Raw genomic sequence first — 23,608 nt, 5'->3', positions numbered from 1 at the left:
CCTCCACAAGATCACCGTCGTTTGCGGCTGATGACAGCGTTCTTACCGGCACCCCGAGTTGCAGGGGCGGCAGCGGCGGGACGTGGCGGCGGAACCGCAGATCAGCTGAGGATCGGGATGAGGCCGAGAGCGAAGACGAGGTAGAAGCCGGCTGCCACGGTCAGGCGGCCGGGGGTGAGGCGGTGGGCTCGCATGGTCAGCAGGAGGTAGACGATCGCGGCCATGGTGATCAGGCCGGACCAGATCAGCGCGCCGTCGAATTTCCAGGTGGTGAAGATCAGGCCGAGGCCGCTGGGGACGGTGGCCTGGATCATCATCGCTCCGGAGATGTTCGCCAGTGCGAGTTTGGTCTTGCCCTGCCGTACCCAGATGACGGCGTTCATCACTTCGGGGAGTTCGGTGGCGACGGGGGAGAGCAGGAGCGCTGTCACCGTGGTGGACAGGCCGAGCATGGGTCCGATCGCGTCGAGCTGCTTCACGAAGAGCTGCGAGGCGAAGAAGATCACCGCGAGGGTGGCCAGCGTCTGGGTGACGACCGCCCAGGTGGCCGGCGACGCGGACGTGCGCTGGAGTTTGAGCGGCTCCAACTCCTCGTGCTCCCCGCCGGCCTCGTCGTCGGCGCGGATCTCGCGCCAGAAGTAGACGGCGTAGGCGGCGAAGAACAGGGCGCCCAGGACGGGCTTGTACGCGAAGGCGACCAGGCCGAGGGCGACCTTCACGACGAAGATCGGCAGGAACCACTTCTGGTCCTTGGCCAGCCGCCGCATGTCCTTCTCGTCGCCCAGCGCCTGCTGGGCGGACCGCGTGGGCATCATGCCGGTCTCCTCGCGCACGTCGGTCTCACGGCGGCGGCGCTTGAGCAGCAGTATGAATCCGGTGACGCCGTAGGCGATGGTGGACAGCGCCAGCGGGCCGCCCATCGCGGCTCCGACGCCGATGTCCTTGGCCTCGGGGGTGCTGCCGGTGGTCACCGCGACCAGCGTCACCACCGATTCTGGCAGCGCCGTGCCGAAGGCGGCCAGGATCGTGCCCACCGCCGTCTTGCCGACGTTCAGGCGCTGGCCCAGCCACTCCACGGCGTTGACGAACCACTCGCACGAGAGGTAGATCGCCACCGCACACACGATGAGCAGTACGAAATGGATCACATGGACCATCCAGCCTTCCGGCACCGCGGAAGACCAGGGACGACACGCCGGGAGCACACGTACGACCTCGGCCCCGCGACGCGCAATACGACGTCGGCACGGAGCCGAAGGTCTCGCCCACCCGGCAGGATCTGCACGGGCCCGGCCACCGGGAACCCCGCACTCGGGCTCCAGCATGTGACGGCCGGTTCGCGGGGCTGCTCCCCTTCGCAGCCGTCACTCTGCACAGCCGCACGGGCTCGCCCGAGCGGGCCGGCCGGCGTTGAACCGAATCCGGGCCAGGCACGTATAGCCGGTGGGATGCCGGCGACGCGCTGGCTGTGCGCAGGCATCCGACCAGTACGGGAATGGGCACACCCGCCGCACCGGTATGAAGGAGTCTGTATGTCTCGTCGCTTCGCCCGGCTGTCGACCGCTGCCGCCGGCACCCTTGCCGGGCTGGCTCTCGTCGCCGTCCCGGCACACGCCGTCCCCTCGCCCGCCGTCACCCTGGCCTGCGCCCCCGACCCGTACGAGATCGACGACGCGGGTACGGGCGCGGTCGCGCCGATCCAGGTCGGTGGCACCGTGCACCGGGCCATCTGCCAGGGGCGGGACCCGCTGCCCGGCAAGAGCGAGCCGCGCGACGTGGACTGGTTCGACTTCACCGCGGTGGAGGGCCAGTCCTACACCGTCGAGGCCACCGACGTGGGCGCGGGGCTGGTGGACAACGCCGACCGGGGAGGGCTCAGCGTCGGCTTCGAGCAGATCAACCCGGACGGTACGCCGTCGGGGATCATCCAGAGCACCGCGCCCGACGGCGACCGTTCCACCACCCTGCCGCTGCACGCCGGCCGCTACCTCGTCGTCGCCGCCACCGGCGACCAGCAGGTCTATCCCGAGGACAACGTCCTGGCCACCAAGACGGTGCAGGGCAGCGACGGTGTGTACGGCATCAAGCTCACCGCGACCGCACCCGCCCCGGTGCTCAAGTCGCTGAAGGTCTCGCCGAACCCGGTGAAGGCCGGCGACAGGGCCACCGCCACTCTGGTGTTCACCGCCCCGCTCCTGGCCGGCGGCAGCTACGTACCGGTCGTGTCCAGCGACGGCTTCGTGGCGGCACCGGGCGGCACCCAGGTCGCCCCCGGCGGAGCCACTTCCTGGACCGTCCCGATCGACGCCCGCTCCGTGTCCAAGGACACCACGGTCACCATCAGCGCCCAGGTGTCCGGGGTCGGCCCGACCCTGACCACCCCGCTCACCGTCCGGAAGTGAGCAACGGGGGCGCACCGGCGGACGCAGCGCCGATGCAGCGGTCGGACGCGCCGGTCGTGGTCAACGTCAGCAGCGGCATCTCACTGATGCGCGACCTCGCGAACCATCCCCTGGCAGCTCCGCGCCGGCCGCGCCGCGCCACTGGCCCGGTAGGTGCCCGGAACGCTCGGCGTCCCGGGCAACCCGCGTGGGCGGCGGCCGCAGCGGCTGCCGGTCGCGGAGGCTGGTGGTCTCAGCGGTCCGGGGCTGCGGTGGTGGGGTTCGCGGTTTCGGCGGCGCGGCGGTATTCGGCGTTGATCCGCTGGGCTTCTTCGAGTTGGTCTTCGAGGATGACGATGCGGCAGGCGGCTTCGATGGAGGTGCCGCGGTCGACGAGTTCGCGGGCTCGGGCTGCGATGCGTAGTTGGTAGCGGGAGTAGCGGCGGTGGCCGCCCTCGGATCGCAGCGGGGTGATGAGGCGGGCTTCGCCGACGGCGCGCAGGAAGCCCTGGGTGGTGCCGAGCATCTCGGCGGCGCGGCCCATGGTGTAGGCGGGGTAGTCGTCGTCGTCAAGGCGGCCGAACGAGTCGTCTGCGGTCATTGCACCTCTCTGTGGAACGCGTGGAGGGGCCCTGGTGCCGTATGCACCAGGGCCCCGAAGGAACTGCTACACCATCTGCCGGCCCTCGTACTGCGCCGGCCCTCTGTTTCCGCGGACCCGACCGGAATGCTGTCGGGGGCGCGGGGATCGCGGTTGCTTGACCGGAGACCACCTCACTATCGATGTCCTGCGGTACCCGGGCTCAAGACGTCCGCCCGGGCGATCCTGATGGCGCTTGGGCTCCTCCGTTCTTCCCTCTGGGATCACTCACTTGCCGAACGGATACTGCGCACTGCACTTGCGGATACTGCCACTGCGGTACTGCTCGTGGCGGCCCCTGATCACTGCGGGCCACCCGGTCCGGTCGTCAGTCCCGTCGCCGTCCTGCAACAACCCTGGCTTCGCAACTCCACCACCGCACCGCCCTGCGCACTGCGACTACGTGTACTGCTGCCTGGCAGTTCGTCTCTGCCAGGCCCTGCTGTCCTTCTGGCTACGAGAGAAACCATAGCCAAGCCGCCATTCAATGTCTACTCCAGCCGACATAGATTTCCGCGTGTTCGACGGTGAGGTAATCAATCTCGAACACCGGGTGGCCTTCGATCACCGGAGTCGCGGCCGGCGCGACGGCGACCCCGCCGGGCCGCGAGTGCAAAGGGGCCGGATCGCGCGATTCGTGCAGTATGTACCCATGTCGAGCTATCTCTACCGACTTGCCCAGTTCGCCTACCGGAGGCGGAGGCTGGTCCTGGCGCTATGGCTCGCAGCTGCCGTGGCCGCCATCGCCATCGGCCAGGCCAGCGGCGGCAAGACCAATGACAACTTCACCATCCCGGGCACCGAGTCGCAGAACGCGTCCAACGTCCTCAAGGCCAAGCTGCCGGCCTTCGGCGGCGGCCAGAGCACGATCGTGTTCGCCACCCACGGCAGCGCGAAAGTCACCGACCCGGCGCTCAAAGGCGTGATCACGGCGGCCCTCGGCAAGCTCAGGTCCGTGCCCCAGGTCTCCACCGTCGTGGCTCCGTACGCGAGCGGACTGGTCTCGAAGAGCGGGCAGATCGCCCTCGGGCAGGTGCAGTGGACGGCGCAGCCGGCCGACGTCAAGGACGCCAACCTCGACCAGGTCAAGGACGCCATGAAACCGGTGCGGGCCGCCGGCGTCCAGGTGGAGTACAACGGCAGCGTCTATCCCGGCTGGCGGCTGGTGGTCTCCGAGCTGCCGGAACTGGCGGGCCTGATCGTCGCGTTCATCATCCTGATGATCACCTTCGGGGCCTTCGCGGCGGCCGGCATGCCCATCCTGGGCGCGATCATCGGGGTGATCACCACCCTGATGGGCGTCACGGCCGTCGCGTCCGTGGTGACGATCGCGTCGGCGTCGACGACGGTCGCGCTGATGCTCGGCCTGTCCTGCGGCATCGACTACGGCGTCTTCATCCTCTACCGCCACCGCACCAACCTGCTCAACGGCATGACGCCCGAGGAGTCGGTGCCGCTGGCCATGGGCACGGCGGGCAGCTCCGTGGTCTTCGCCGCTCTCACGGTGATCATCGCGCTGTGCGGCCTGACCGTGGTGGGCATCCCGTTCCTGACGGTGATGGGCCTCGCCGCGGCGGCGTCCGTCACCGTCGCGCTGCTCATCGCCCTGACGTTCCTGCCCGCGGTGCTCGGCTTCGCCGGGGTCAAGGTGGCCACCTTCACCCGTTTGCCGCTGCTGGGCAAGCACGTCGAGCGGGTCGCCCGCAGGTCCGCCGCCGATCCGGGCAGCCCGGCCGGCGCCCGCTGGGCCCGGCTGGTCGTACGCCGCCGGATCGTCATGCTCGCCGGCGGCGTCGTCCTGCTCGGCCTCCTCGCGATCCCGGCCCTCAGTATCCGGCTCGGCCTGCCCAGCGGTGCGTCGAAGCCGACGAGCAACACCCAGCGCAAGGCGTACGACCTGACCACCGAGGGCTTCGGCGCCGGGTTCAACGGCGCGCTGCTGATCGTCGTCCAGGACGTCCGGCAGCCCTCGGACACCCTGAGCATCACGGGCGCGCTGGCGAAGGAATCCGACGTCCAGCAGGTGACGCCGGTGACCGCGAAGAACGGCACCTCGCTGGTCCGGCTGATCCCCAGGTCCGGGCCGAACGACCCGTCCACCGCCTCGCTCGTGCACCGGCTGCGCCGCGACCGGGCGTCGATCGAGGGCACCACCGGCACGCGGATCCTGGTCGGCGGCACCACCGCGTCCAACATCGACGTGTCCGCCAAGCTCTCCAGCGCGCTGCCGGTCTTCCTGGTCGTGGTGGTCGGCCTGGCCTTCATCCTGCTGACCTTCGCCTTCCGGACCATCCTGGTGCCGGTCAAGTCGATCCTGGGCTTCCTGCTGTCGATGTCGGCGGCCCTCGGCGCACAGGTGGCGGTCTTCCAGTGGGGCTGGGGCCGCCATGTCTTCGGGATCACCCCGGCCGAGACGATCAGCTTCCTGCCGATCATCATGCTGGCGATCATCTTCGGACTGTCCAGCGACTACGAGGTCTTCGTCGTCTCCCGGGTCAAGGAGGACTACACCAAGAACGGCGACGCCCTGCGGGCCGTCGAGCGCGGCACGGGGGTGTCGGCCCGGGTCGTCACGGCCGCGGCACTGATCATGTTCTTCATCTTCGTGGCCTTCATGTTCACCAACGACCCGACCATCAAGGCGATCGGTTTCAGCTTCGCGGCCGGCGTCTTCCTCGACGCCTTCGTGGTCCGGCTCACCCTGGTCCCGGCCGTCATGGCGATCGTCCGCGCCAAGCTCTGGTACCACCCCCAGTGGTTCTCCCGGCACATCCCCGACCCCGACATCGAGGGGCAGCGCCTCGAACACGACCTCGCCAGCGGCAAGCTCCCGCGCGCCGGCGGCCAGACCCGGACCGGGCCGTGACCTGCGCGGTCCTGGCCGGGGCCGCCTTCCGCCGCCCTCACACGATGATGTGCGGCAGGAACCGCGCGTAGGCGTCCGTGACCAGGCCGGCGGACTCGCGGATGCCGAGCCCGGCCGCCTCGTCGCCCACCACCCAGGCGCCGAGGACGACATGGTTGCCGTCGAAGACGGGCAGCGGAGCCAACTGCTGGTAGCAGGTGCCCTCCGCCGAGTCGGCGGGGGCGGCGGAGGCGGCGCCGGAGCCCGCGGGCGGGGGCTCGGGCGCCGACCCGTCCGGCTTTACGGCGGGAACCGGCTCGCGCACCGCTTCGTGCACCGTGATGCCCGCACCCTCGCGCCCGAAAAGCGGCTTGGCCACATAGCCCGCGCCGGTGGCGAGTTCGCGCGGGCCGTCCAGGTAGGCGGGGAGCAGGTGGGGATGACCGGGATTGCGCTCCCACAGGATCGCCAGCAGCGCCTTGTTGGACAGCAGCATCTTCCACGCGGGCTCGATCCAGCAGGTGCTGCCGGTGCCGCCGCCGTTGTCGAGGGTGGCCAGCACGTGCGGGCCGAACGCGTCGGTCGCGAGCCATTCCCACGGGTAGAGCTTGAAGCAGCTCCGGATGAAGCGCAGTTGCTCGTCGACGAACCGCTCCGACAGCCCGTCCCAGCCGATGTCCTCGACGGCCAGCGCGACGGTCTCCAGGCCGGCCTGCTCGGCGGTCTCGCGCAGATACGCCACGGTCATCAGGTCCTCGCCGATCTCATCGGCCTGGGTGTGCGCGAAGTGCACCGGCCCCGGCGGCAGAAGGCCCGCCTGCTCGCGCCAGCGCGCCACGAGCCGGTCGTGCAGCGAATTCCACTGGTCGGCACTGGGGAAGCGGTCCTCCAGCCAGAACCACTGGGCGGCAGCCGCCTCGACGAGTGAGGTCGGCGTATCGGCGTTGTACTCCAGCAGCTTGACGGACTCCGCCGCCGTGCCCGACTCGGCGCCGCCGCCGTAGCGCAGGTCGAACCGCCCGTACAGGGAGGGCAGTTCGTCGCGGCGGCGCCATGACTCGACGATCCGTGCGACGAGCCCGCGGTCGGTGATGCCGAGGTCGGCGAAACGATCCTCCGCCACCATGTGCGCGGCGGCGTCCAGGCACAGCCGGTGCAGCTCCTCCACCACGGCTTCCAGCGCCTCGACCTCCGGCAGCGTGAAGGCGTAGTAGGCGCTCTCGTCCCAGTACGGACGCAGCACGCCGTCCGGGTGCCGGGTCAGCGGATACACCACCCCCTGCTCCTCGACGATGCGCTGCCACTGCGGCCGCGGTGCGATCGTGTGCCGCCGCATACGGCGAACCCCCCTGATACCTGTGTCCGTTGTCCTGGTGCGTGTGCGTGTGCGGGTGCGTGTGCCGCTGAGCCGCCGTCAGCTCCCGCCGGAGCCGTGCCCGCCCTCGCCGCCGTCGCCGCCCTTGCCGCCACCGGACCCGCCGCCGAAACCGCCGCGCTTGACCGCGGACTTGTCGAAGCCGCCCCCGGACACCTTGCCGTTCTTCACCGAACCGCCGTAGTAGTAGCGGCCCGGGCCGCCGTCGTGGCAGTCGCGGTCGTTGAGCTTCTTGTACGTCGTCGGGTCGACGCACCGCTTGTCCGGGCCGCCCGAGGAGCACGAGACGAGGGTGGCCGCGAGCAGCCCCACACTCCCCAGCATCACGACTCCCGAACGGAGCCTGCGTTCCTGCGATGCCATCGATCATTCCCTTCCCCCGTGCGGCCCCGGCCCGGCCGGTCACCCCGGCTGCGGCGCGGCCACTGTGCCTACTCGACGGCGGATACCCGCGGACGGCGGGCGCAGTCGGAGCCTTTTCGCGCGGCGGCACCCCGGAACCGGCCTCCGGCTCCCCGGCCCCGCCGCAAGGGGCATGGTCGCACGGGCGCCGCGACAAGGAACCACGGGGGCGAAGGCGCGGCCCGGCGGCCGCAGGCCGGTCCGCCGGCCGCTTCGCCCGGGGTGCGGTTCACGGCCCTGCGGGCTCCGGCTGCCAGGTGGCCCGTACCAACGCCCGCTCCACACCGGCCAGATAGACGGCCGAGGCGAGCCAGGCCCGCGCGTAGCTGTCGGGGTCGGCCTCGCCGGTGCGGCCGAAGACGTCCCGGGTACGCCGGTCGGCCTCGGCGGTGAGGCCGGCCGCCAGGTCCGCGGCCGTACCGAAGCCGCCGCGGCGCAGCGCCGCCCCGCCGCCGCTCCGGTCGCCGTCGCGCGCGGGCTCGGCGACGGCTCGGCGGCCACCCGACACCGCGACGTCGACCAGCCGCCGAAGCCGCCACAGGGGGGCCTGCGCCAGCGGGTCGGAAGGCACGCCGCCCAGGTCGTCCGGGGCGGGCACGACGTCGGGCGGCGGGAGGTGGACGCCCTCCAGACGGTCGTAGCCCAGGTCGGCGCGGCCCTGCCAGTCCGCGGGCAGCCGCAACGTCGCCTCGGTGTCGGGCAGCGGGGCGACCGCGAGCGGGCGCAGCGTCGCGGCGCGGTCGGGGTCCAGACGGCCGATCGCACGCAGCCTCAGCCCCGGACGGGACGCGAGCCGGCGGAAGTTGGCCGTATGGGCGAGGTCGGGATGGCCGTTGGACGGGGCCAGCCGGATCAGCAGGCCCTCCGTGTCCGGCCGTCCGGGCAGCAGCTCCCGGGCGATCAGCTGATCGCCCGCCGCCCCGACGAGCAGCAGGTCGCACCCGACCAGCTCGCGCTCCGCCTGCCCGGCCCGTTCCGGGTCGGCCCCCGGAGCCGCGGCGAGCCGTTCGGCGACGGCCTCGCCCAGGGGACGTGCGAACAGCGCGGCAAGCGGCCCCGACGTCCACGGCAGGCCGCTGACCGCCGTGGCCCGCACCCCCTTGCCCGCGCCGAGACGGCCGTCGGAAGAGACCGTCGCGCCGGAGATCAGCAGTCCGCCGCGGGAGAGCTGGGAATGGTCGAGGCTTCCCGAGCCGAGCGCCACGGTGGCCGTGGCCGCGCCCTTCGCGCGGGCCGGTCCGCCGGGCTTGACGTCGGCGACGGAGAACCAGCGCCCGTCCTCGGAGACGAGATGGGTGACGACACCTCCGTAGCCGGTGGCCGCGATCACCGGTTCCCTGCACACCCCGTGGACCCGCAGGCCGCCGGCCGGGCGGTAGGCGCGGCGGGCGGTGCCGACCAGCGCGTGCTGCGGGGCGGGGCTGCCCAACAGGGCGGTGGTGAGCAGGAGTTCCCGCAGATTCGCCACCAGGTCGGCCAGCCGGTGGCCGTCGTGGCGGGCGCGCGCGCCACGCAGCCCGCGCAGGACCCGCAGGGCGGCTGCCTCGGCGCGGTGCAGCCCGGCCACCCGGGCGGTGTGCGCGGCCCGCAGCAGCTCGGCCTGCGGAACAGCGCCCGCGGCCGGCACCCCGGCGGTGAGCACGGCCGCGGCGGCGGCCCACAGTTCGGCCGCGGCGGCCACCTGGGCAGCGGTGAGCGCCACGGGCTCCTCATCGGCCCCCGCGGCAGCGCCGGGCTCGCCGCCCGCCTGCCCCGCCGTGCCCTGCGGCGCGCTGTCGCCCTCGGAAGCGGGCACCGCCTCCGCGTCGGCGACCGGGCACGCGCTCAGGACGGCGGCCCGGTGAAGACACCGGGGCGCGAGCAGGCAGCTGCACACCGCCTGGTCCGCGTCCGTGACCGCGCCGGAGGGGCCTGGCGTGAGCGTGACCTCGGCGTCCTGTCCGCACCGCACCCGCCGCAGGGCGCCGTCGGCCACCACCGGCACGGCCGCGTACGACTCGATCGCGGCGTCCAGCTTCTTGCGCAGCCGGGAGGTCAGTGTCTCGACGGCTGAGGCGACCACATCGGGGGCCACCGGGGGCAGTTCGGGGTTCATCGGACCTCTCCGCGGAGGCGGTCGCCCACCCAGCGGGCGAGGGCGAGGGGACTGAGCGCGGCGACGGGCATACCGGCCGCGGCGAGCTGCTGGGCGACGGGCACCGAATAGCGCGGGGCGCCGGTGTCGTCCAGGGCGGCGCACCCCATCAGATGCACCCCGGAGGCCGCCATCGCCCTCACCTCGCCGAGGAGTCCGCCCAGCGGGTAGCCCTCCTCGAAGTCGCTCACCACCACCACGAGGGTCCGGCTGGGCACGGTGACCAGCGAGCGGGCGTGGGCGAGCCCGGCCGCGATGTGGGTGCCGCCGCCGACCCGTACCTCCAGCAGGAGCGACAGGGGGTCGTCCACCCGGTCCGTCAGGTCGATCACGTCGGTCGAGAAGGCGAGGAAGTGCGTGGACAGGGTGGGGACACCGCCCAGGACGGCCGCGGTCAGCGCCGACCAGACGACGGAGGCCTCCATCGACCCGGACACGTCGACCACCAGGACCAGGCGCCAGTCCGCCTCCTTGCGCGAACGGGTGCTGAACACCGGCCGCTCCGGTACGACCACGGTCCGCCCGTCCGCCGTTCTGCGCGCGTGGGCGAGGTTGGCCCGCAGGGTGCGCGGCAGGTCGAGCCGGCCGCCGGGACGCCTGGTGGGGCGCGGTGTCGCGAGCCCCGTCAGGGCCGGGCGCATCCGGGTGGCGAGCTCCTTGGCCAGTTCGTCGACCAGGCGGCGCACCAGCGGGCGGAGCCTGGCCAGCCGCTGTTCCGGCATCCCGCCGGCGAGGGACAGCACGGAGGTCAGCAGGTCGACCGACGGGCGGACCGCCGCGGGGTCGAGTTCGGCCAGCACGTCGGCACGCCCCTGGTCGGCGGCGCGGGCCAGGACCTCCTCGCGCACCTCGGCGCCGAACAGCGCCTCCAACTCCCCGGCCCACTCGCGGGCCGTCGGGAAGGACGCGTCCTGCCCGCCGCCCTGGCCGCCGGCTTCCCGGCCGAGGTCCGCGGAACCCTCACCGCGACCGGTGCCGTACAGCTCGTCCAGCGCGTGCGCGTAGCGGCGGGCGTGCTGCGGGAGGTGCTCGCTCTCCCGGCCGAGCAGCAGCCGCCAGCGGTCGGCGGGGCCGATCCGGAGCGCGGCGTCCGTGGCGGCGGGCGCTCGCACGGGGCGTGGTGCGGCCGAGGCGACGGGCGGGGAGCCGCCGGCTGATGCGTCGGCCGTCCCCGTGGGCAGTCCCAGGGCGCGCAGGGCGGCACATCCTTCCGCGTCGGCGGCCGTCCACAGCGCGAGGAGCTGGGGCGCGGCCGCCAGCGACAGGTCGAGGCGGTCGCCGAGCCGCTCGGTCACGGTGTGCAGCAGGCGGTCGCGACCCGCGGGGCTGAGCGTGTCGAAGCCCCCGCGCAGGGCCGGCAGCCGGTCGAGGAAGCCCTGGTCGGGGAGTGTGTCGATGCGGTCAAGGAGCGGGTCGGCCGCCGCCGGGGCCGACTGGAGCAGCGCGGACGCGCCGCTGAGCAGTCCGCAGAGCCGGCGGCTCAGCGCACGCCGTGCCTCGGGACCGGTGGCCGTGTCGATCCAGCCCGCCGTACGCGCGCCGAGGGTGCCGGCGTCGTCGAGGTCGAGCAGGACCCGGGCGGCCAGCGCGGCGCCCTGGATCAGCGGGGAGCCGGTGCGGGCGAGGGTGTCGAGGGCGTCGTTCATCCGCAGTCCGAGGCGGTGTTCGCCGGCCCGCGAGGCCAGTTCGATGAGCGCGGCGGTGTCCTCGGGCCGGTCGCTGCCCACCAGCCCGGGCAGGGCGCGTACCGCCGACTCCATGAGGTCGGTGGCCAGTTCGGCGGCGGTCCGCCTGCTGCCGGGAGTCGTGCCGGGCAGATGGCCGCGGCGCAGCGCCTCCAACAGGTCGAGCGCGGCGAGGAGTTCGGGGAGCGTGGCGGCGGCGGGGAGCAGTTCGGCGGCGTCGGCCAGGCGCTCCTCCACCAGGGCGGGCAGGTCGCAGCGGGCGGCGGCGCCGAGTGCCGCGAGGACGTCGGCGCAGGTGGGGCCGCCGTCCGCCGCCTGGCCCCGGAAGGTCTCCCGCAGGGTGCCCTCGGCGGCCAGGGCCGCGGTCACCCCCCTCACCCCGGCCAGGTCCAGCCGTACCGGGACGGCCGGGGTCCACGACACGCGCCACCGGGTGGTGAGGGCAGCCGCGTCGCCCGTACCCGCCACCGTGACGGCCTCGCCGTATCCCGTGCCGCACACGGCGAGGCGCTGGAGCAGGATCTCGCGGCGGCTGTCCAGGGCGGAGCGCAGCGGGTCGAGCCGCACCTCGCGCGAGGCGGGGTCGTCAGGGCCCGGCAGCTTCAGCGCGGCGGCCTCCGCCTCCACGCTCGGCCCGAGGCCGGAGCGCGGTGTGCCGGGCGCGATCCGGCCCCGGGCGGCGCCGACCAGGACCACCTGGAGCGCTCGCGCGAGGGCCCGGCCGCGGCCGAGCGGCTCGCCCTGGCCCATCACGGCCGTGAGGGCTTCGAGGACCTCGCCCCGTCCCGGAGCGGCGAGTCCGCGCACCCCGGCGAGGTCGCAGGCCATCCGCAGGGTCTCGGCTGCCTCGCCCGTACCGGCGGGGTGCCCGGCTGCGCGCAGTTCACGGCACACGTCGGTGATCGCCCGCGCGGCGGCGCCCCGGATCCGCTCGGGGTCGCCGCCGGCCTCGAACACCGCCTGCTGCCAGCGCGGATCCCGGATCCCCGCCGGATAGCCGGAACGGGAGTCCAGGAGATCGAAGGCGTACGGCACGAGGGAGGTGACGACGCCCGTGTGCTCCGCGGCGCTGTCGGAATCGGTTGCCGCGGACACCGCCACGGCTCCCGGCACCGCGTCCGTGCCGGGAGCCGTGGCTGCACCGGTCAGCGCCGGGGCGTGGAAGGCGCCGACGACGGCGGCGACCCGGCGCCCGCCACCCTGGGCGCGCGCGATCGCCCGGCGCATGTACGCCTCGCGGGCCAGGTCCACCGCCGGTATCCCCCCGGCGGCTGCGGCGTCGCTGCGCAGCGCCCATCCGACCCCGAGGGCGGCGCGGCGGATCGCCTCGGCCGCCGATCCGGGGGCGAGGACCTCGACGCAGCGGTCCCACAGGTCGTCACCGTCACGGCCTGTCCCGGACGCGGCGAGCGCGGTCGCGAATGAGGCGGGCGCGGCGGTCGCCCGGGCGGCGCCGGTCACTGCGGCGACGGCGGTCCGCGTGCGGGGTACGGGCACGGGACTGTCCGTGCTCCGCTCCGGATCGTGCGCGGCGGCGGTCACTGCGGCGGAGGCGGTCCGCGCGTCGGGCGCCGGGACCGGCGCCGGCACGGGGCCGTCCGTGCTCCACGCCGGGTCGGACATCGGCGGATCGCAGCACACGACGTCCGCCCCGTGCTCGCGGGCCCAGCGGACCGCGGCCAGTTCGGGGGAGAAGTCGGCGAACGGGTAGAAGCCGAGCCGCCCGTTCCCGTCCGCTCCGGCGAGGGCGACCGGTGCGACGGTGCCGGGCGCGGCCAGATGGGTGAGCCACCGCTCGAAGTCGGCGGGCAGTTCCACGCACACCACGTCCGCCCCCGAGGCGTCGAGCAGGGCGGGCACCGCCGCCGCGAGCGCCGGGCTGTGGTGCCGGACGCCCAGCAGATACGGCTCCGTGGAGCCGGCGAGGGCGGTGACGGCCGCCCGTGGATCCGGGGTGTGTGTCACCGGAGGTTCTCCCGCAGGTCCCAGAGCCGGCGCCACAGCGCGGAACCGTCCTCGGCGCGGCGGCGCACCGGGCCGTCCCAGTAGCCGAGGAGCCGGGCGTGGTCCGCCGGGTCGTCCTTGCGGACGACGCCCAGGAGGTGGCCGGGGACCAGGTCGAGGGAGTCGGCGCCCGGGAGGTAGGCGGCGGCCACCCCGAGGGAGACGGCGACCTGTACGGCCTCGGCCGTGGACATCACCGTGCCGGGCTTTTCCACGTCCCAGCCCTCCGCTGACCGGCCGGCCCGCAGGTCGCGGAAGACGGTGACCAGGACGTCCAGGACCGCGTCGTCGACGCCGAAGGCGGCGCCCGCCCTTTCCACGGCGGCCACCGCCTGGTGCCGTACGAGCGCGGTCTCGGCCTCGACGTCGGCGATCGGGTGCACCGTCTCGAAGTTGAAGCGGCGCTTGAGCGCGGCGGACATCTCCGAGACGCCGCGGTCGCGCAGGTTGGCGGTGGCGATGACGGTGAAGCCGGGGGCCGCCGCGACCTGCGCGCCGTCCGTGCCGGACAGCTCGGGCACGCTCATCCGCCGGTCGGACAGGATCGACACCAGGGCGTCCTGCACTTCGGGCAGGCAGCGGGTGATCTCCTCGACGCGGGCCACCCGCCCGGCACGCATGGCGGCCAGCACCGGGGAGTCGACGAGCGCCGCGGAGGTGGGGCCCTGGGCGAGCAGCAGGGCGTAGTTCCACCCGTAGCGCAGGGCGTCCTCGGTGGTGCCCGCGGTGCCCTGGACGGTCAGCGCGCTGGTGCCGCAGACGGCGGCGGACAGCAGTTCTGAGAGCATCGACTTGGCCGTGCCGGGCTCGCCGACCAGCAGCAGGCCGCGTTCCCCCGCGAGGGTGACCACGCACCGCTCCACCAGGGCGCGTTCGCCGACGAATTTGGGGGTGATCGCCAGCCGGTCCGGCAGTGTCCCGTGCCGCTCGGGGAGCTTGAGCGTCTCGCCGCCGCTGCCGCAGACGAAGGTGATCACGGCGCGCGGTGTCAGCCGCCAGCCGGGCGGGCGGGGGCCCGTGTCGTGGGCGGCGAGGAAGGCGAGTTCGGTGGCGTGGCGCTCCTCGGCGGGTAGCGTCTGCCGGGCCGGGAGGGTCCTCGCCGTGTCGGTCGGGGTCATGCGTGTCCTTGTTCGTCAGGTCGGGTGCGTCGTCGTGGCAGGGGGTGCCGGGGCGCCGGCCGATGGCGGCCGGCGCCCCGCGGGTACGTCAGCGGCGGCGCCCCCGCCGTACCTTGAGCTCCTCGAACCGGGGGCCGCCGTCCTCGCGGACCCGCTGCCAGGCCCTGCGGTACAGCTCCGCCGCCGGTTCCGTCGGCACGACCGCGCCCAGCAGCGCGTCCTCCTCCGCCAGCAGGTCGCGGAACAGCGGCGCTTTCCACCGCTCCAGCGGCACGTGCGGTGCCTTCGGGTCCACCCAGCCACCGGGCAGGAAGAGCGAGCGCCCGGCCCTGGTGCGGACGGCCTCCACCACCAGGTCGGTGGCGGCCAGTTCGGCGCGGGCGGCCTTGAGCCGGGCCGGCTTCCACCCCGTCCACCGGGCCGTCATGCGGTCGGTCGGGTCGGGCATGGCCAGCAGCATCAGATAGAGCCTCGCGGCGTCCTCGCCGACGCCGTGTTCCGTGGCCGCCTCGGCCACCAGATCCGGCACCGAGCGGCCCGGGTCCTGCGGCCACCACGTGCCGTCCGCGCCCCGCTCGCCCGCCCGCGGGTCGCCCGGGTCGGCGAGGAGGGCCGCGAAGGAGGCCGAGCGGGCCAGCCGCAGCGCCACCTCCGCCGGGTCGGGGCGCCCGCCGTCGGCGCGGAGCGCGGGCAGATACGGGTCCTGGCCCGCCTCGTCCAGCAGGGCGACGCGGATACCGGGGGAGGGCAGGTCGTCGTGGGTGGCGAGGATGACCGCGCCGTACCGCTCGAAGCCCTTGCCGACCTCGGTGGGCGCTCCCGCGGTCTTCCGGAAGTCGGGGAGGCCGATGTACCGCCCGAGGTCGAGCACCAGTCCGGGGTGGGCGAGCCGGTCGTGCACGGCGCCGAGCGCGGCGGGCAGCGCGGCGCGGATCGGGTCGCCGGCGGGCAGCCGGTGGGCGAGCCAGGCGGCGAGGCCGATGGAGCCGACCAGCGTCGTCGCGGTGAATCCGGCCGTGTCCTTGCCCACGGGCTTGACCCGGTCCCCGTCGACCGCCCACTCCAGGTCCCGGCTGAGCTGGGGCTCGCCGGCCGGGTGCAGCAGCGCGGGCAGGATCCGGCGGACCTCGTACCGCCCCCGCCTGAACACGCGTACCGCGTCGCTGAGCAATTCCTCGGGCACGGCGGTGCGCCGGCCCACCCGGGAATTCCAGACCTCGGCGGCGGCGGACCAGTCGGGTCCCTCGGTCCACAGCCGGGCCGGCTCGGCGGGCAGCAGCGCGGCCACGACCGCGGCGCGGATCGCGGGGTCGACGCCTTGCAGATCGTCCTTCGCGACGGCCGCAGGAGCCGCCTTCACGCCGATCGCCTCGCGCGCCTCCGCGCTGAGGAACGCCCGCTCGGAGGCGTCTACCTGCGGCAGTCCGGCCACGATGAGCCGGGCCGCGGTCTCGGTGACGCCGGTCAGGCGGGCGAATTCCTCGGCCGCCCGCGGGAACCAGGGCGCCGGTCCGCGCGCGGCCAGCTCCCGGAGGAAGGCGCTGATACGGTCCGCCTCCCCGTCCGCGCCCAGCGGCGCCGACGCCCGCAGGGTGTAGGGCGCGGGTGTCTCGAAGCGCCCGGCCGGGTCGTGGAAGTACCCGCTGAACACGCAGCCGTCGTCGTCCTGCGAGCCGCGTGCCACCAGGGCGACGAAGGAACCGCCGCCCAGCGGCAGCAGCCCGTACCACGCGCCGTCGCGCCACTCGCCCGACGGGGTGCGCAGCGGACCGGCCGCCAGGTGCAGGTCCACCTTGCGCCAGTGCGCGGCCCGGGCGTTCGGCACCAGGCCCAGCGCGTCGAACTCGGCGAGCAGCGCGCACAGCGCCGTGCGGTGGTCCTCGGCGGTGGTACCGGCCGCCGCCCGGAAGGCCAGGGCCGCGGCGCGGTCGAGCAGTGCCCCCAGTCCGGGCCGGCCGAAGGGCAGCTGACGGCCGTCCAGGTGGAGCCGCGCGGTCTGTCCCGCCTCCTCGGCGCCCGGGCCGCTGCCCGCCCGCTTCATCTCGCGCAGGGTGCGGAAGACGGTGTCGGCCTCGTCGTCGCGGTTCCACCAGTGGCCGGACGAATCGCCGAGGCCGTTCATGGCGTCCAGGAGGACGGCGTCCGCGGGTCCGGCCGGGCCGGTGTCCTCCAGGCCGCCGTCGAGGGCGCGGGTGAGCCGGTCCGCCGCCGCGTCCAGGACGGCCCGCTGACCGGCCGCGTGGCGCACGACCCCGGCGATCCCGGAGACCAGCGCGCTGTGGGTGACCGGGAGGAGGGAGCGGATCGCGTCGGGCAGCGCCTCCTTGTCCTCGTCCGCGGCGGCCGTGAGCAGGGCCGCCGCGGTGTCCCGGTCGAGCTGCCGCAGTGCCGCGGAACCCTCCGGGTCGCGGGCCGTCAGGCACTCCCAGAACTGCACAGGCGGCAGCAGCAGCGAGCCCTCGCCGAAGACACCGGGCGCGCGGTCGGTCTTGGCCACCGAGGTGATGACGCCGTCGGTGTCCACGACGGCGAGCTGCCAGCTGTTGCGGACGACGGCATGCGCCTGTGCGGCGCCGGGGAAGACCACGAGCGCTGCGGGCCGGCCGGAGTTCGCGGGCAGGGTGGCGGTGTGCCCGGCGAGATCCCGCGCACGCACGTAACCGTCGGGCGACTGCACCACGCGCAGGCCGACCAGGCCGTCCACGGGCGCGCAGGCGGGTCCGGCGCCGGACGTCGGCGAGGGGCGCAGCCGGCCGCCCTCGAAGCTGCTGCCCTCGGGGGCGTCGCGCAGCGCGTCGGCGAGGAAGGCGGGCTTGCTCATCCGGCCCCGCTCACCGGTCACCGGGTCGTACTCGTACCAGCCGCGCGCCTGTTCCGCCTCGCTCTCCGCGTGCCACACCCAGTACGAGACGCCGTCGCAGAGCACGTGCCGCTCGGGGGGCACGGTGGTGTCGCCCGCGTGCAGGACGCCGCCGCCGGTGGTCCTGCCGCCGCCGGGCAGGGGCAGCGTGACCGGCATATCGGCCTGGTACCAGTCCATCCGGACGCCCCGGGTGCTCCGGGCGCCCTCCAGGGGCTGCGGGCGGTCGGCCCGGGTGTGCCAGTAGCCGCGCAGGCCGCCGCTGCCGTCGCTCCAGTGGACGAGGAGTTCCCCGTCCACGTAGTGGAACCCGGGATCGCCCGTGCCGCTGTTCGCCGGGATCCGCAGGTCGTGGGTCAGGACGGTGCCCTCGGCGCCGATCACCCGGGCCTGGGCCGCGCCCGCCACGATGAGGTGGGGCCAGGCGTCGGCGACGATCACGTCCTCGATATCGGCCTGGGGGACGAGGGCGCCGACCGCCTCCTCCCAGGCGGGCCAGCCGAGTTCGTCGAAGAGCCCGGCCCGCAGGGTGCGCTGGAGCACCGGGGCGAGGTCGGTGCCCGCGGCCTCGCGGACCTCCTCCTCGGCCAGCGCCAGCGCCTCGGCGGGCAGCCATTTCAGCCGTGCGAGCGCCTCGGGCAGCTGGGGCAGACCGACCGCGGTGAAGCGCCGTACGACGGAGCGCACCCAGTCCGCGAGCAGCGGGCTGCCGCCAGGCGAGGCCGCCAGCAGCCTGATCGCGCGCAGTGTGCGGTCGTCGCTGCCGAACCGCTCCGCGCCGCGCCGGAAGGCGTCGTGGAAGCGGGCGTCGGCCGCCAGCCGTACGAGGTCGCGCTGTCCCTCGCCGAGCGCCCATTGGGTCAGGAGCAGGACGTCGTTCTTCTCCGGGGCGGCCACCGCAATGTCCAGGGACAGCAGCAGGTCGATCAGGTCGAGATCGTGCAGGACCTTCAACGCGCCGCCCGAGGCGGCGAGTTCGGCCCGCAGTAGATCCGCGGTCCGCACCACCAGCGGGTACAGCTCGGGCATCCGGCCGGACTCCCGCCATGAACGGGCCCGCTCACGGTGGGTCTGGAACCTCTGGAGCCAGCCCGCCGCCCCGTCGCGCGGGCGCTGCTCGCCGGGCAGGGACGTGTCCCACAGGCCCGCCGTGGCACCGCAGTCCGCCAGCAGCCCCAGCCACAGCGCCGGCATCTCGCTGTCCTGGCCGGCCGGGATCACGTCCAGCAGGAGGCCGCGGACGTGCGGCTCGCGCCCGGCCAGCGCGACCAGCGCTGTACGGTGCCCCTTCCACCAGCTGGTCGCCGCCCGCAGCGTGGCCGGCAGGCGCAGGAGTTCGGCCAGATACTCCTGCTCGGTGAGATTCGCGTCCCGGCCGGCGGCCCGGGCCAGCTTGCGCAGGTCGGTCGCCATCCGCGCGGACGGCGGCAGCCCGCCCGCCGTGCGGCGCAGGCACAAGGTGGTGAAGCGCCGCAGCGCCTCCTCGGGCGGCACCTGCGCCGCCAGTTCCTTCGCGTAGGCGGACAGCACCGTCACCGGGAGGGCGCCGGCCAGCGCGAACTCCAGGAACACGGCGTCCAGCCGCTCCTCCTGGACCTCCAGTCCGTGTTCCGCCTCGGCCTTGCGGGCGCGGGTGAACAGCTGGGCCGCGTAGGTGGTGTTCTCCTCCGCGAGGAACACCCGCCCGGCCTGCTCGTAATACGTCGGCAGGAAGTGCGGCACCGAGGCCGCCAGCCGCTCGCCGAGTTCGACGAAGGCGTCCAGCGCGGCCTTCGGGCGGGACCTGGCCTGCCGGGCCGCCCGCTCCAGGTCCGGCACGACGCCCAGGGCGTGGTGCCCGTCCTGCGGGTGGTGCACCAGCACCCATTCGGGGAAGCCCAGCGACTGGCGCAGCCCGAACCCGACCACGACCGGCTCGGCGTCCTGCGCCAGGCCGAGGAATCCGGCGGCCAGGTCCTCCGCCGCGCCCAGCTCGCCGGCCACCAGACGCACCACCACCCGGTCGTCGAGGCCCGGGTGACGGTACGTCCGCGCCGTCAGCGGCACCCCCCGCTCACCGGCCTCCGGCACGTCGGGCGGCAGCACCGCGCCCGCCGTCAGCAGCTCCTCGTACGACACCTGCGTTCCCCCGCTCATGCGTTCTTGCCCTTCTCGATCTCGCGGCCGGCGTACAGCGCCGCCGCCATCCGCATCCCCTCCGACCAGGCCACAGGACCCACCTCGCGCAGCGGCAGGGCGCGGCCGTCGCGGTCCTGCCAGGTGAGTCCGCCGGTCTCGACCGTGTCCTCCCAGTACGGCTCGCCGATCCACACACAGCCCTCGACGGTGCGCCCGCCGTCCCGCACCCGGGTCGTCGCGTAACCCCCGGACACCCGGTAGCCCAGCGAACTCGCGCGCGCGGCGAGCGCGAAGCGGGAGCGGAACGAGCCCCCGGCGAACTCCCGCACCTCGGTGGACTCCGCGTCGAGGTCCGCGGGCCGGCGCCACATCGCCCGGTGGATCTGCTCGACGCGCTGGGCGATGCCCAGTTCGGCCGCGAATTCGCGCAGGTCGTCGAGGTCCGGCAGCAGCACCGGGTGGGGCAGCGTCACCGTGCGCGGGGCCATCCGGACGGTCTCGCCGTCCAGATTCACCACTTGCAGCTCGCCGGCCTCGGTGGCGCCGCGCAGGAAGCCCACCTCGTCCGGGTCGTCGCCGACCACGGCCAGATCGCGCAGCGCGCACTGCCAGGCCTCGTCGGGCCACACCCGGGCCAGCAGCCCGGTGGGCACGGGCAGCGAGGACACCATCCACGCGTCGGCCTGCGCGACACACGCGGCGGCGTGCCGGTCGAGCCATTCGGCGAACCGCCGCAGCCGGTCCACCTCCGGGTGGTCCTTGAGCGTGCGCGGCAGCGACTTCAACTGCCGCCCCGCCGACCTCCCCGAGGTGGCGCGCGCCGCTATTCGCCCTTCCACCAGAGCGACTTCGTACCCGTCACCCGCCGACAGCCAACCCACGTGCCACAGCCTTCCGCGTCATCAAGAACACACGATGAGAGCGCAGCTCGGCCAGGGACGTCCTCCCGGACCGAGTGCGACTATGTGCGGAACGTTAGCGGCGGCCACTGACAACACAGCCGGGCGGTCGGCGGACCGCGCGCCGGCGGTGGTGGGGTGGCTGTCCTGCGGGCCCGGTGCCCGGGGCGGCTACCAGGCCACCGGCAGTGCCCGCAGGCCGCTGAAGAACTCCTTGGAGCGCCAGCTGAGATCCGCCTCCGGGGCGGCGAGCCGCAGGCCGGGCAGCCGGGTCGTCACACGCTCCAGGGCCACCTGGAGTTCGAGCCGTGCCAGGTGCGCGCCCAGGCAGTAGTGGATGCCGTGGCCGAAGCTGATGTGCGGGGTGCCGGGGCGGTCCAGGGCGATGCGGTCGGGGGAGGAGAAGACCTTGGGGTCGTGGTTGGCGGCGGCCTGGGAGACCACGACCGCCTCACCGGCCCGGACCGGGACACCGCCCAGTTCGAGGTCCTCGGTGGCGTAGCGCGGCAGGGTGAGACCGTTGAGCAGGGGCACGTAGCGCAGGAGTTCCTCGACGGCCCGCGGAATCAGCTCGGGCCGGTCCCGGACGGCCGCCAGCAGGTCGGGGCCGCCGGCCCCCGCCTCCCCGGGAAGCAGCAGGACCGCGAAGAAGTTGGCGATCTGGTTGGTGGTGGTGACGAAGCCGCCGATGAGCAGTTCGTTGGCCAGCCCCGTCAGCTCGTCCTGCGTGAGGTCCCCGTTGTCGCAGGCCCGTACCAGCACGGTGATCAGGTCGTCCGCGGGGGCGCGGCGCCGTGCCTCGATCCAGCCGTGCATACGGCCGAAGAAGTCCTCGGCGTGCCGCTGGACGATCTCGGGCGTGACCCTTCCCGAGCACACGGTGTCCGCCCACGCCCGCACGGCGGCCTGGTCCGGCTCGGGCACTCCGGTGATTTCGCAGATCAGGGTCATGGGCAGCGGGAAGGCCAGGTCCTCGACCAGGTCGGACGGCGGGCCGGCGGCCGTCATCGAGTCGATGAGGGCGTCGGCCACCCGCTGGATGCGGTCGCGGAGCCGTTCGATGCGGCGGGCGGTGAACTCCTTGGCCAGCAGCGCGCGCAACTGGGTGTGGCGCGGGGCGTCGAGGGCGATGAGGCCGCCGCCCGCCCGGGGCATGGGGCCGATGCGGGGCTGGTCGCGGTGCAGGGCCTCCGCCAGGCTGAACCGGGGATCCGACAGGATGGCCCGCACGTCGTCGTAGCGCGTGGCGAGCCAGGCGTCGTCTCCGTACGGCAGCCGGACACGGGTGGGCGGCCGGTCGCGCAACTGCCGGTATCCGTCCGGGAGGCCGAGCCCCTCGGTGGTCCAGAAGGGGTACGCGAGCGGCTCGGGGGAGAGGCCGGCGGCATGGGGGGGCGCGGTCACGGGGTGCCTTTCTCGGTGGTGCGGGACGAAGTGGCGTGGGCGGGAGCGGTACGGGCTCAGCGGTGCGGGCCGACGGGGATGTCCACATGGGTCGGCAGGGGGGCGCTCGTGTCGAGGGCGGCGGTGAAGTCGATCCCGTCGTCCCGGCAGATGAACTGCATGACCTGGCGCCCGGCGGCTGCGGCGCGGATGAGGCCGCCGGTGGTGGCCCACACCCCGGAGAGGTAGAAGTTCTCCAGGCCGGGCAGGACGGGGCCGTTCTTCTTGACCAGCTCCTCCATCGCCTCGCCGCTCTCCACGAAGGGCTGCCAGCCCAGGAAGGTGCCCTCGAAGCTGCCGGTGTAGCGGATCTGGGTGAGGGGGGTGCAGGTGTCCCGTACCGCGATGGAGACCCTGAGCCCCGGATAGAGCTCTTCGAGGAAGTCGATGACGGCGTCCCTGGTGCGCCGCTTGGCGAGGGTGTACGCCTTGCCGCGCCGGACCGGCAGGGTGTGCAGCTCGGTTCCCCTGCGGGCCCGGCTGAGGCGTTCGGGTCCCTCGGCGAGCTCCCGCCAGGGGGCGGTGTCGGAGAAGTAGGTGGCGTAGATGACGGTGGTGTCCCGGGGCGACAGCTCGGGGTAGAAGTGGCTGCGGAACTGCACGTTGAGGCTCGGATGGCGGATGCCGGTCAGCCGGGAGGCGGTCGCCTCGTCCAGCAGGTGGGTGGTGGTGGGGTCGGCATCCGGGTAGGAGCGGCGCAGGCCGAGGAAGATGCTGGTGTAGCCGGGGAAGACCATGCCGGGCCGGTGCAGCGTCTCGCGGTAGAGGGTGCCGTACTCGCCGTCGAGGTAGCGCCCGCCGAGCAGTTTCAGCAAGGTGCTGGGGCCGTCGCAGGCCGAAACCACGATGTCGGCGTAGTGCCGGCTGCCGTCGGAGAGGCGTACCCCGACCGCCCGGTCGTCCTTGACCAGGATCTCCTCGACCAGGGAGTTGTACGTGATCCGGCCGCCGAGCCGCAGATAGCGCCGCTCGATGGAGCGCGCCAGCTCCAGCGAGCCGCCTTCGGGCACCCCCGCGGAACGGTGGGCCTGCGCGGCCATCTGGAAGTAGAAGGGCAGGACGGGGAAACCCGGGTGCTTCTCGTACAGGACGTAGTTGAAGGCCTCTTTCAGCAGCGGGTCCTTGAAGCGGGTCGAATACTCGGCCATCAGCACCGACATGGAGGTGCGGAAGAGGTTGAAGTACGGCAGGAACCCGGCCAGCATCCGCCAGCGCTCCCGGCGGCTCATCAGCGGCACCGGGGTGAGGAAGGGGTAGGAGGGCAGGCAGGCGATGAATTTGCGCAGGCCCTTGCAGAAGGAGCGGATGGCGCGGGCATCGGGCGGGGACAGGGACACCAGGTGGGCTTCGAGCCGGTCGGGGTCGCAGTAGAAGTAGACGGTGCGGCCGTCCTGGCCGCGTACGGTGTTGAAGACGTCGAAGTGGCGCATCTCCTTGCCCTGGAGCGCTCCGAGTTCGAGCCAGATCTGGTGCATCTCGTTGCCCGGGCCGTTGCCGAGCAGCCAGCTGACGCAGGCGTCGAAGGTGAAGTCGCCGCGGCCCCAGCCGGTGCAGCAGCCGCCCGGGATCTCGTGCATCTCGAAGACCTGGGTGCGGTAGCCGTTCATCTGGCCGTAGGCGCCGGTGGACAGGCCGCCGAGCCCGCCGCCGATGATGATCATGCTGTTTCTGCGGGTGTCCGCCGTCGTGGTGGTCATCTCGCCG

General features: G+C 73.8%; 13 protein-coding genes. 2 read left to right on the top strand and 11 right to left on the bottom strand.

What is annotated here, in order from left to right; translation table 11 throughout:
* Nucleotides 1-101: 101 nt before the first annotated feature.
* On the bottom strand, nucleotides 102-1,157 hold the full coding sequence (locus OHA86_RS04925; RefSeq protein WP_443071637.1) for a sodium:calcium antiporter: 1,056 nt from the start codon (nucleotides 1,155-1,157) through the stop codon (nucleotides 102-104).
* A 375-nt stretch (nucleotides 1,158-1,532) separates the two neighbouring features.
* On the opposite strand from OHA86_RS04925, the gene OHA86_RS04920 reads away from it, so the two are divergent.
* A complete protein-coding gene (locus OHA86_RS04920) occupies nucleotides 1,533-2,402 on the top strand; it encodes a hypothetical protein (protein ID WP_329172813.1) in 870 nt (289 codons plus the stop codon).
* Nucleotides 2,403-2,634: 232 nt separating this feature from the next.
* Here the strand turns inward: OHA86_RS04920 and OHA86_RS04915 are convergent, their stop codons facing one another.
* On the bottom strand, nucleotides 2,635-2,982 hold the full coding sequence (locus OHA86_RS04915; protein WP_329172811.1) for a MerR family transcriptional regulator: 348 nt from the start codon (nucleotides 2,980-2,982) through the stop codon (nucleotides 2,635-2,637).
* Nucleotides 2,983-3,673: 691 nt separating this feature from the next.
* Between OHA86_RS04915 and OHA86_RS04910 the strand changes: the two genes are divergently transcribed.
* Nucleotides 3,674-5,887, top strand: coding sequence for an MMPL family transporter (locus OHA86_RS04910; RefSeq protein ID WP_329172809.1), 2,214 nt, complete (start codon nucleotides 3,674-3,676; stop codon nucleotides 5,885-5,887).
* A 37-nt stretch (nucleotides 5,888-5,924) separates the two neighbouring features.
* Here the strand turns inward: OHA86_RS04910 and OHA86_RS04905 are convergent, their stop codons facing one another.
* From OHA86_RS04905 to OHA86_RS04865, 9 genes are all read right to left on the bottom strand, one after another.
* A complete protein-coding gene (locus tag OHA86_RS04905) occupies nucleotides 5,925-7,202 on the bottom strand; it encodes a glutathionylspermidine synthase family protein (protein WP_329172808.1) in 1,278 nt (425 codons plus the stop codon).
* Between the two features lie 78 nt (nucleotides 7,203-7,280).
* The gene (locus tag OHA86_RS04900) at nucleotides 7,281-7,604 is read right to left on the bottom strand and encodes a hypothetical protein (protein WP_329172807.1); all 324 of its coding nucleotides are present in this window, start codon (nucleotides 7,602-7,604) and stop codon (nucleotides 7,281-7,283) included.
* Nucleotides 7,605-7,872: 268 nt separating this feature from the next.
* Nucleotides 7,873-9,738: a hypothetical protein gene (locus OHA86_RS04895; protein WP_329172805.1), complete on the bottom strand. Its 1,866-nt coding sequence runs from the start codon at nucleotides 9,736-9,738 to the stop codon at nucleotides 7,873-7,875.
* Nucleotides 9,735-13,427, bottom strand: a complete 3,693-nt coding sequence (locus OHA86_RS04890; protein WP_329172803.1) for a DUF5682 family protein — start codon at nucleotides 13,425-13,427, stop codon at nucleotides 9,735-9,737. Before OHA86_RS04890 ends, OHA86_RS04895 begins: the two co-directional genes overlap by 4 nt.
* Nucleotides 13,424-14,584 carry an ATP-binding protein gene (locus OHA86_RS04885; RefSeq protein WP_329172801.1) on the bottom strand — a complete coding sequence of 387 codons (1,161 nt, stop codon included), beginning with the start codon at nucleotides 14,582-14,584 and terminating at the stop codon, nucleotides 13,424-13,426. The genes OHA86_RS04890 and OHA86_RS04885 overlap by 4 nt, the downstream gene beginning before the upstream one ends.
* Nucleotides 14,585-14,672: 88 nt before the next feature.
* Nucleotides 14,673-19,580, bottom strand: coding sequence for a DNA-binding protein (locus OHA86_RS04880; protein WP_329172800.1), 4,908 nt, complete (start codon nucleotides 19,578-19,580; stop codon nucleotides 14,673-14,675).
* Nucleotides 19,577-20,443 (bottom strand): DUF4132 domain-containing protein, encoded by an 867-nt coding sequence (locus OHA86_RS04875; RefSeq protein ID WP_329172798.1) that lies wholly within the window; start codon nucleotides 20,441-20,443, stop codon nucleotides 19,577-19,579. The genes OHA86_RS04880 and OHA86_RS04875 overlap by 4 nt, the downstream gene beginning before the upstream one ends.
* Before the next feature lie 189 nt (nucleotides 20,444-20,632).
* Nucleotides 20,633-21,865 carry a cytochrome P450 gene (locus OHA86_RS04870; protein ID WP_329172796.1) on the bottom strand — a complete coding sequence of 411 codons (1,233 nt, stop codon included), beginning with the start codon at nucleotides 21,863-21,865 and terminating at the stop codon, nucleotides 20,633-20,635.
* A gap of 56 nt (nucleotides 21,866-21,921) precedes the next feature.
* Complete coding sequence (locus tag OHA86_RS04865; protein WP_443071636.1) at nucleotides 21,922-23,601, bottom strand: phytoene desaturase family protein; 1,680 nt, start codon at nucleotides 23,599-23,601, stop codon at nucleotides 21,922-21,924.
* Between the last annotated feature and the right edge of the window lie 7 nt (nucleotides 23,602-23,608).

The sequence above is a fragment of the Streptomyces sp. NBC_01477 genome (assembly GCF_036227245.1).
Taxonomy (GTDB): Bacteria; Actinomycetota; Actinomycetes; order Streptomycetales; family Streptomycetaceae; genus Actinacidiphila.
This window is presented reverse-complemented; position numbering and strand designations above follow the sequence as displayed.

Coding starts and splice junctions, on each gene's coding strand:
- OHA86_RS04925 (WP_443071637.1), bottom strand. CDS start 1,157: ATGGTCCATGTGATCCATTTCGTACTGCTCATCGTGTGTGCGGTGGCG.
- OHA86_RS04920 (WP_329172813.1), top strand. CDS start 1,533: ATGTCTCGTCGCTTCGCCCGGCTGTCGACCGCTGCCGCCGGCACCCTT.
- OHA86_RS04915 (WP_329172811.1), bottom strand. CDS start 2,982: ATGACCGCAGACGACTCGTTCGGCCGCCTTGACGACGACGACTACCCC.
- OHA86_RS04910 (WP_329172809.1), top strand. CDS start 3,674: ATGTCGAGCTATCTCTACCGACTTGCCCAGTTCGCCTACCGGAGGCGG.
- OHA86_RS04905 (WP_329172808.1), bottom strand. CDS start 7,202: ATGCGGCGGCACACGATCGCACCGCGGCCGCAGTGGCAGCGCATCGTC.
- OHA86_RS04900 (WP_329172807.1), bottom strand. CDS start 7,604: ATGGCATCGCAGGAACGCAGGCTCCGTTCGGGAGTCGTGATGCTGGGG.
- OHA86_RS04895 (WP_329172805.1), bottom strand. CDS start 9,738: ATGAACCCCGAACTGCCCCCGGTGGCCCCCGATGTGGTCGCCTCAGCC.
- OHA86_RS04885 (WP_329172801.1), bottom strand. CDS start 14,584: ATGACCCCGACCGACACGGCGAGGACCCTCCCGGCCCGGCAGACGCTA.
- OHA86_RS04880 (WP_329172800.1), bottom strand. CDS start 19,580: ATGAGCGGGGGAACGCAGGTGTCGTACGAGGAGCTGCTGACGGCGGGC.
- OHA86_RS04865 (WP_443071636.1), bottom strand. CDS start 23,601: ATGACCACCACGACGGCGGACACCCGCAGAAACAGCATGATCATCATC.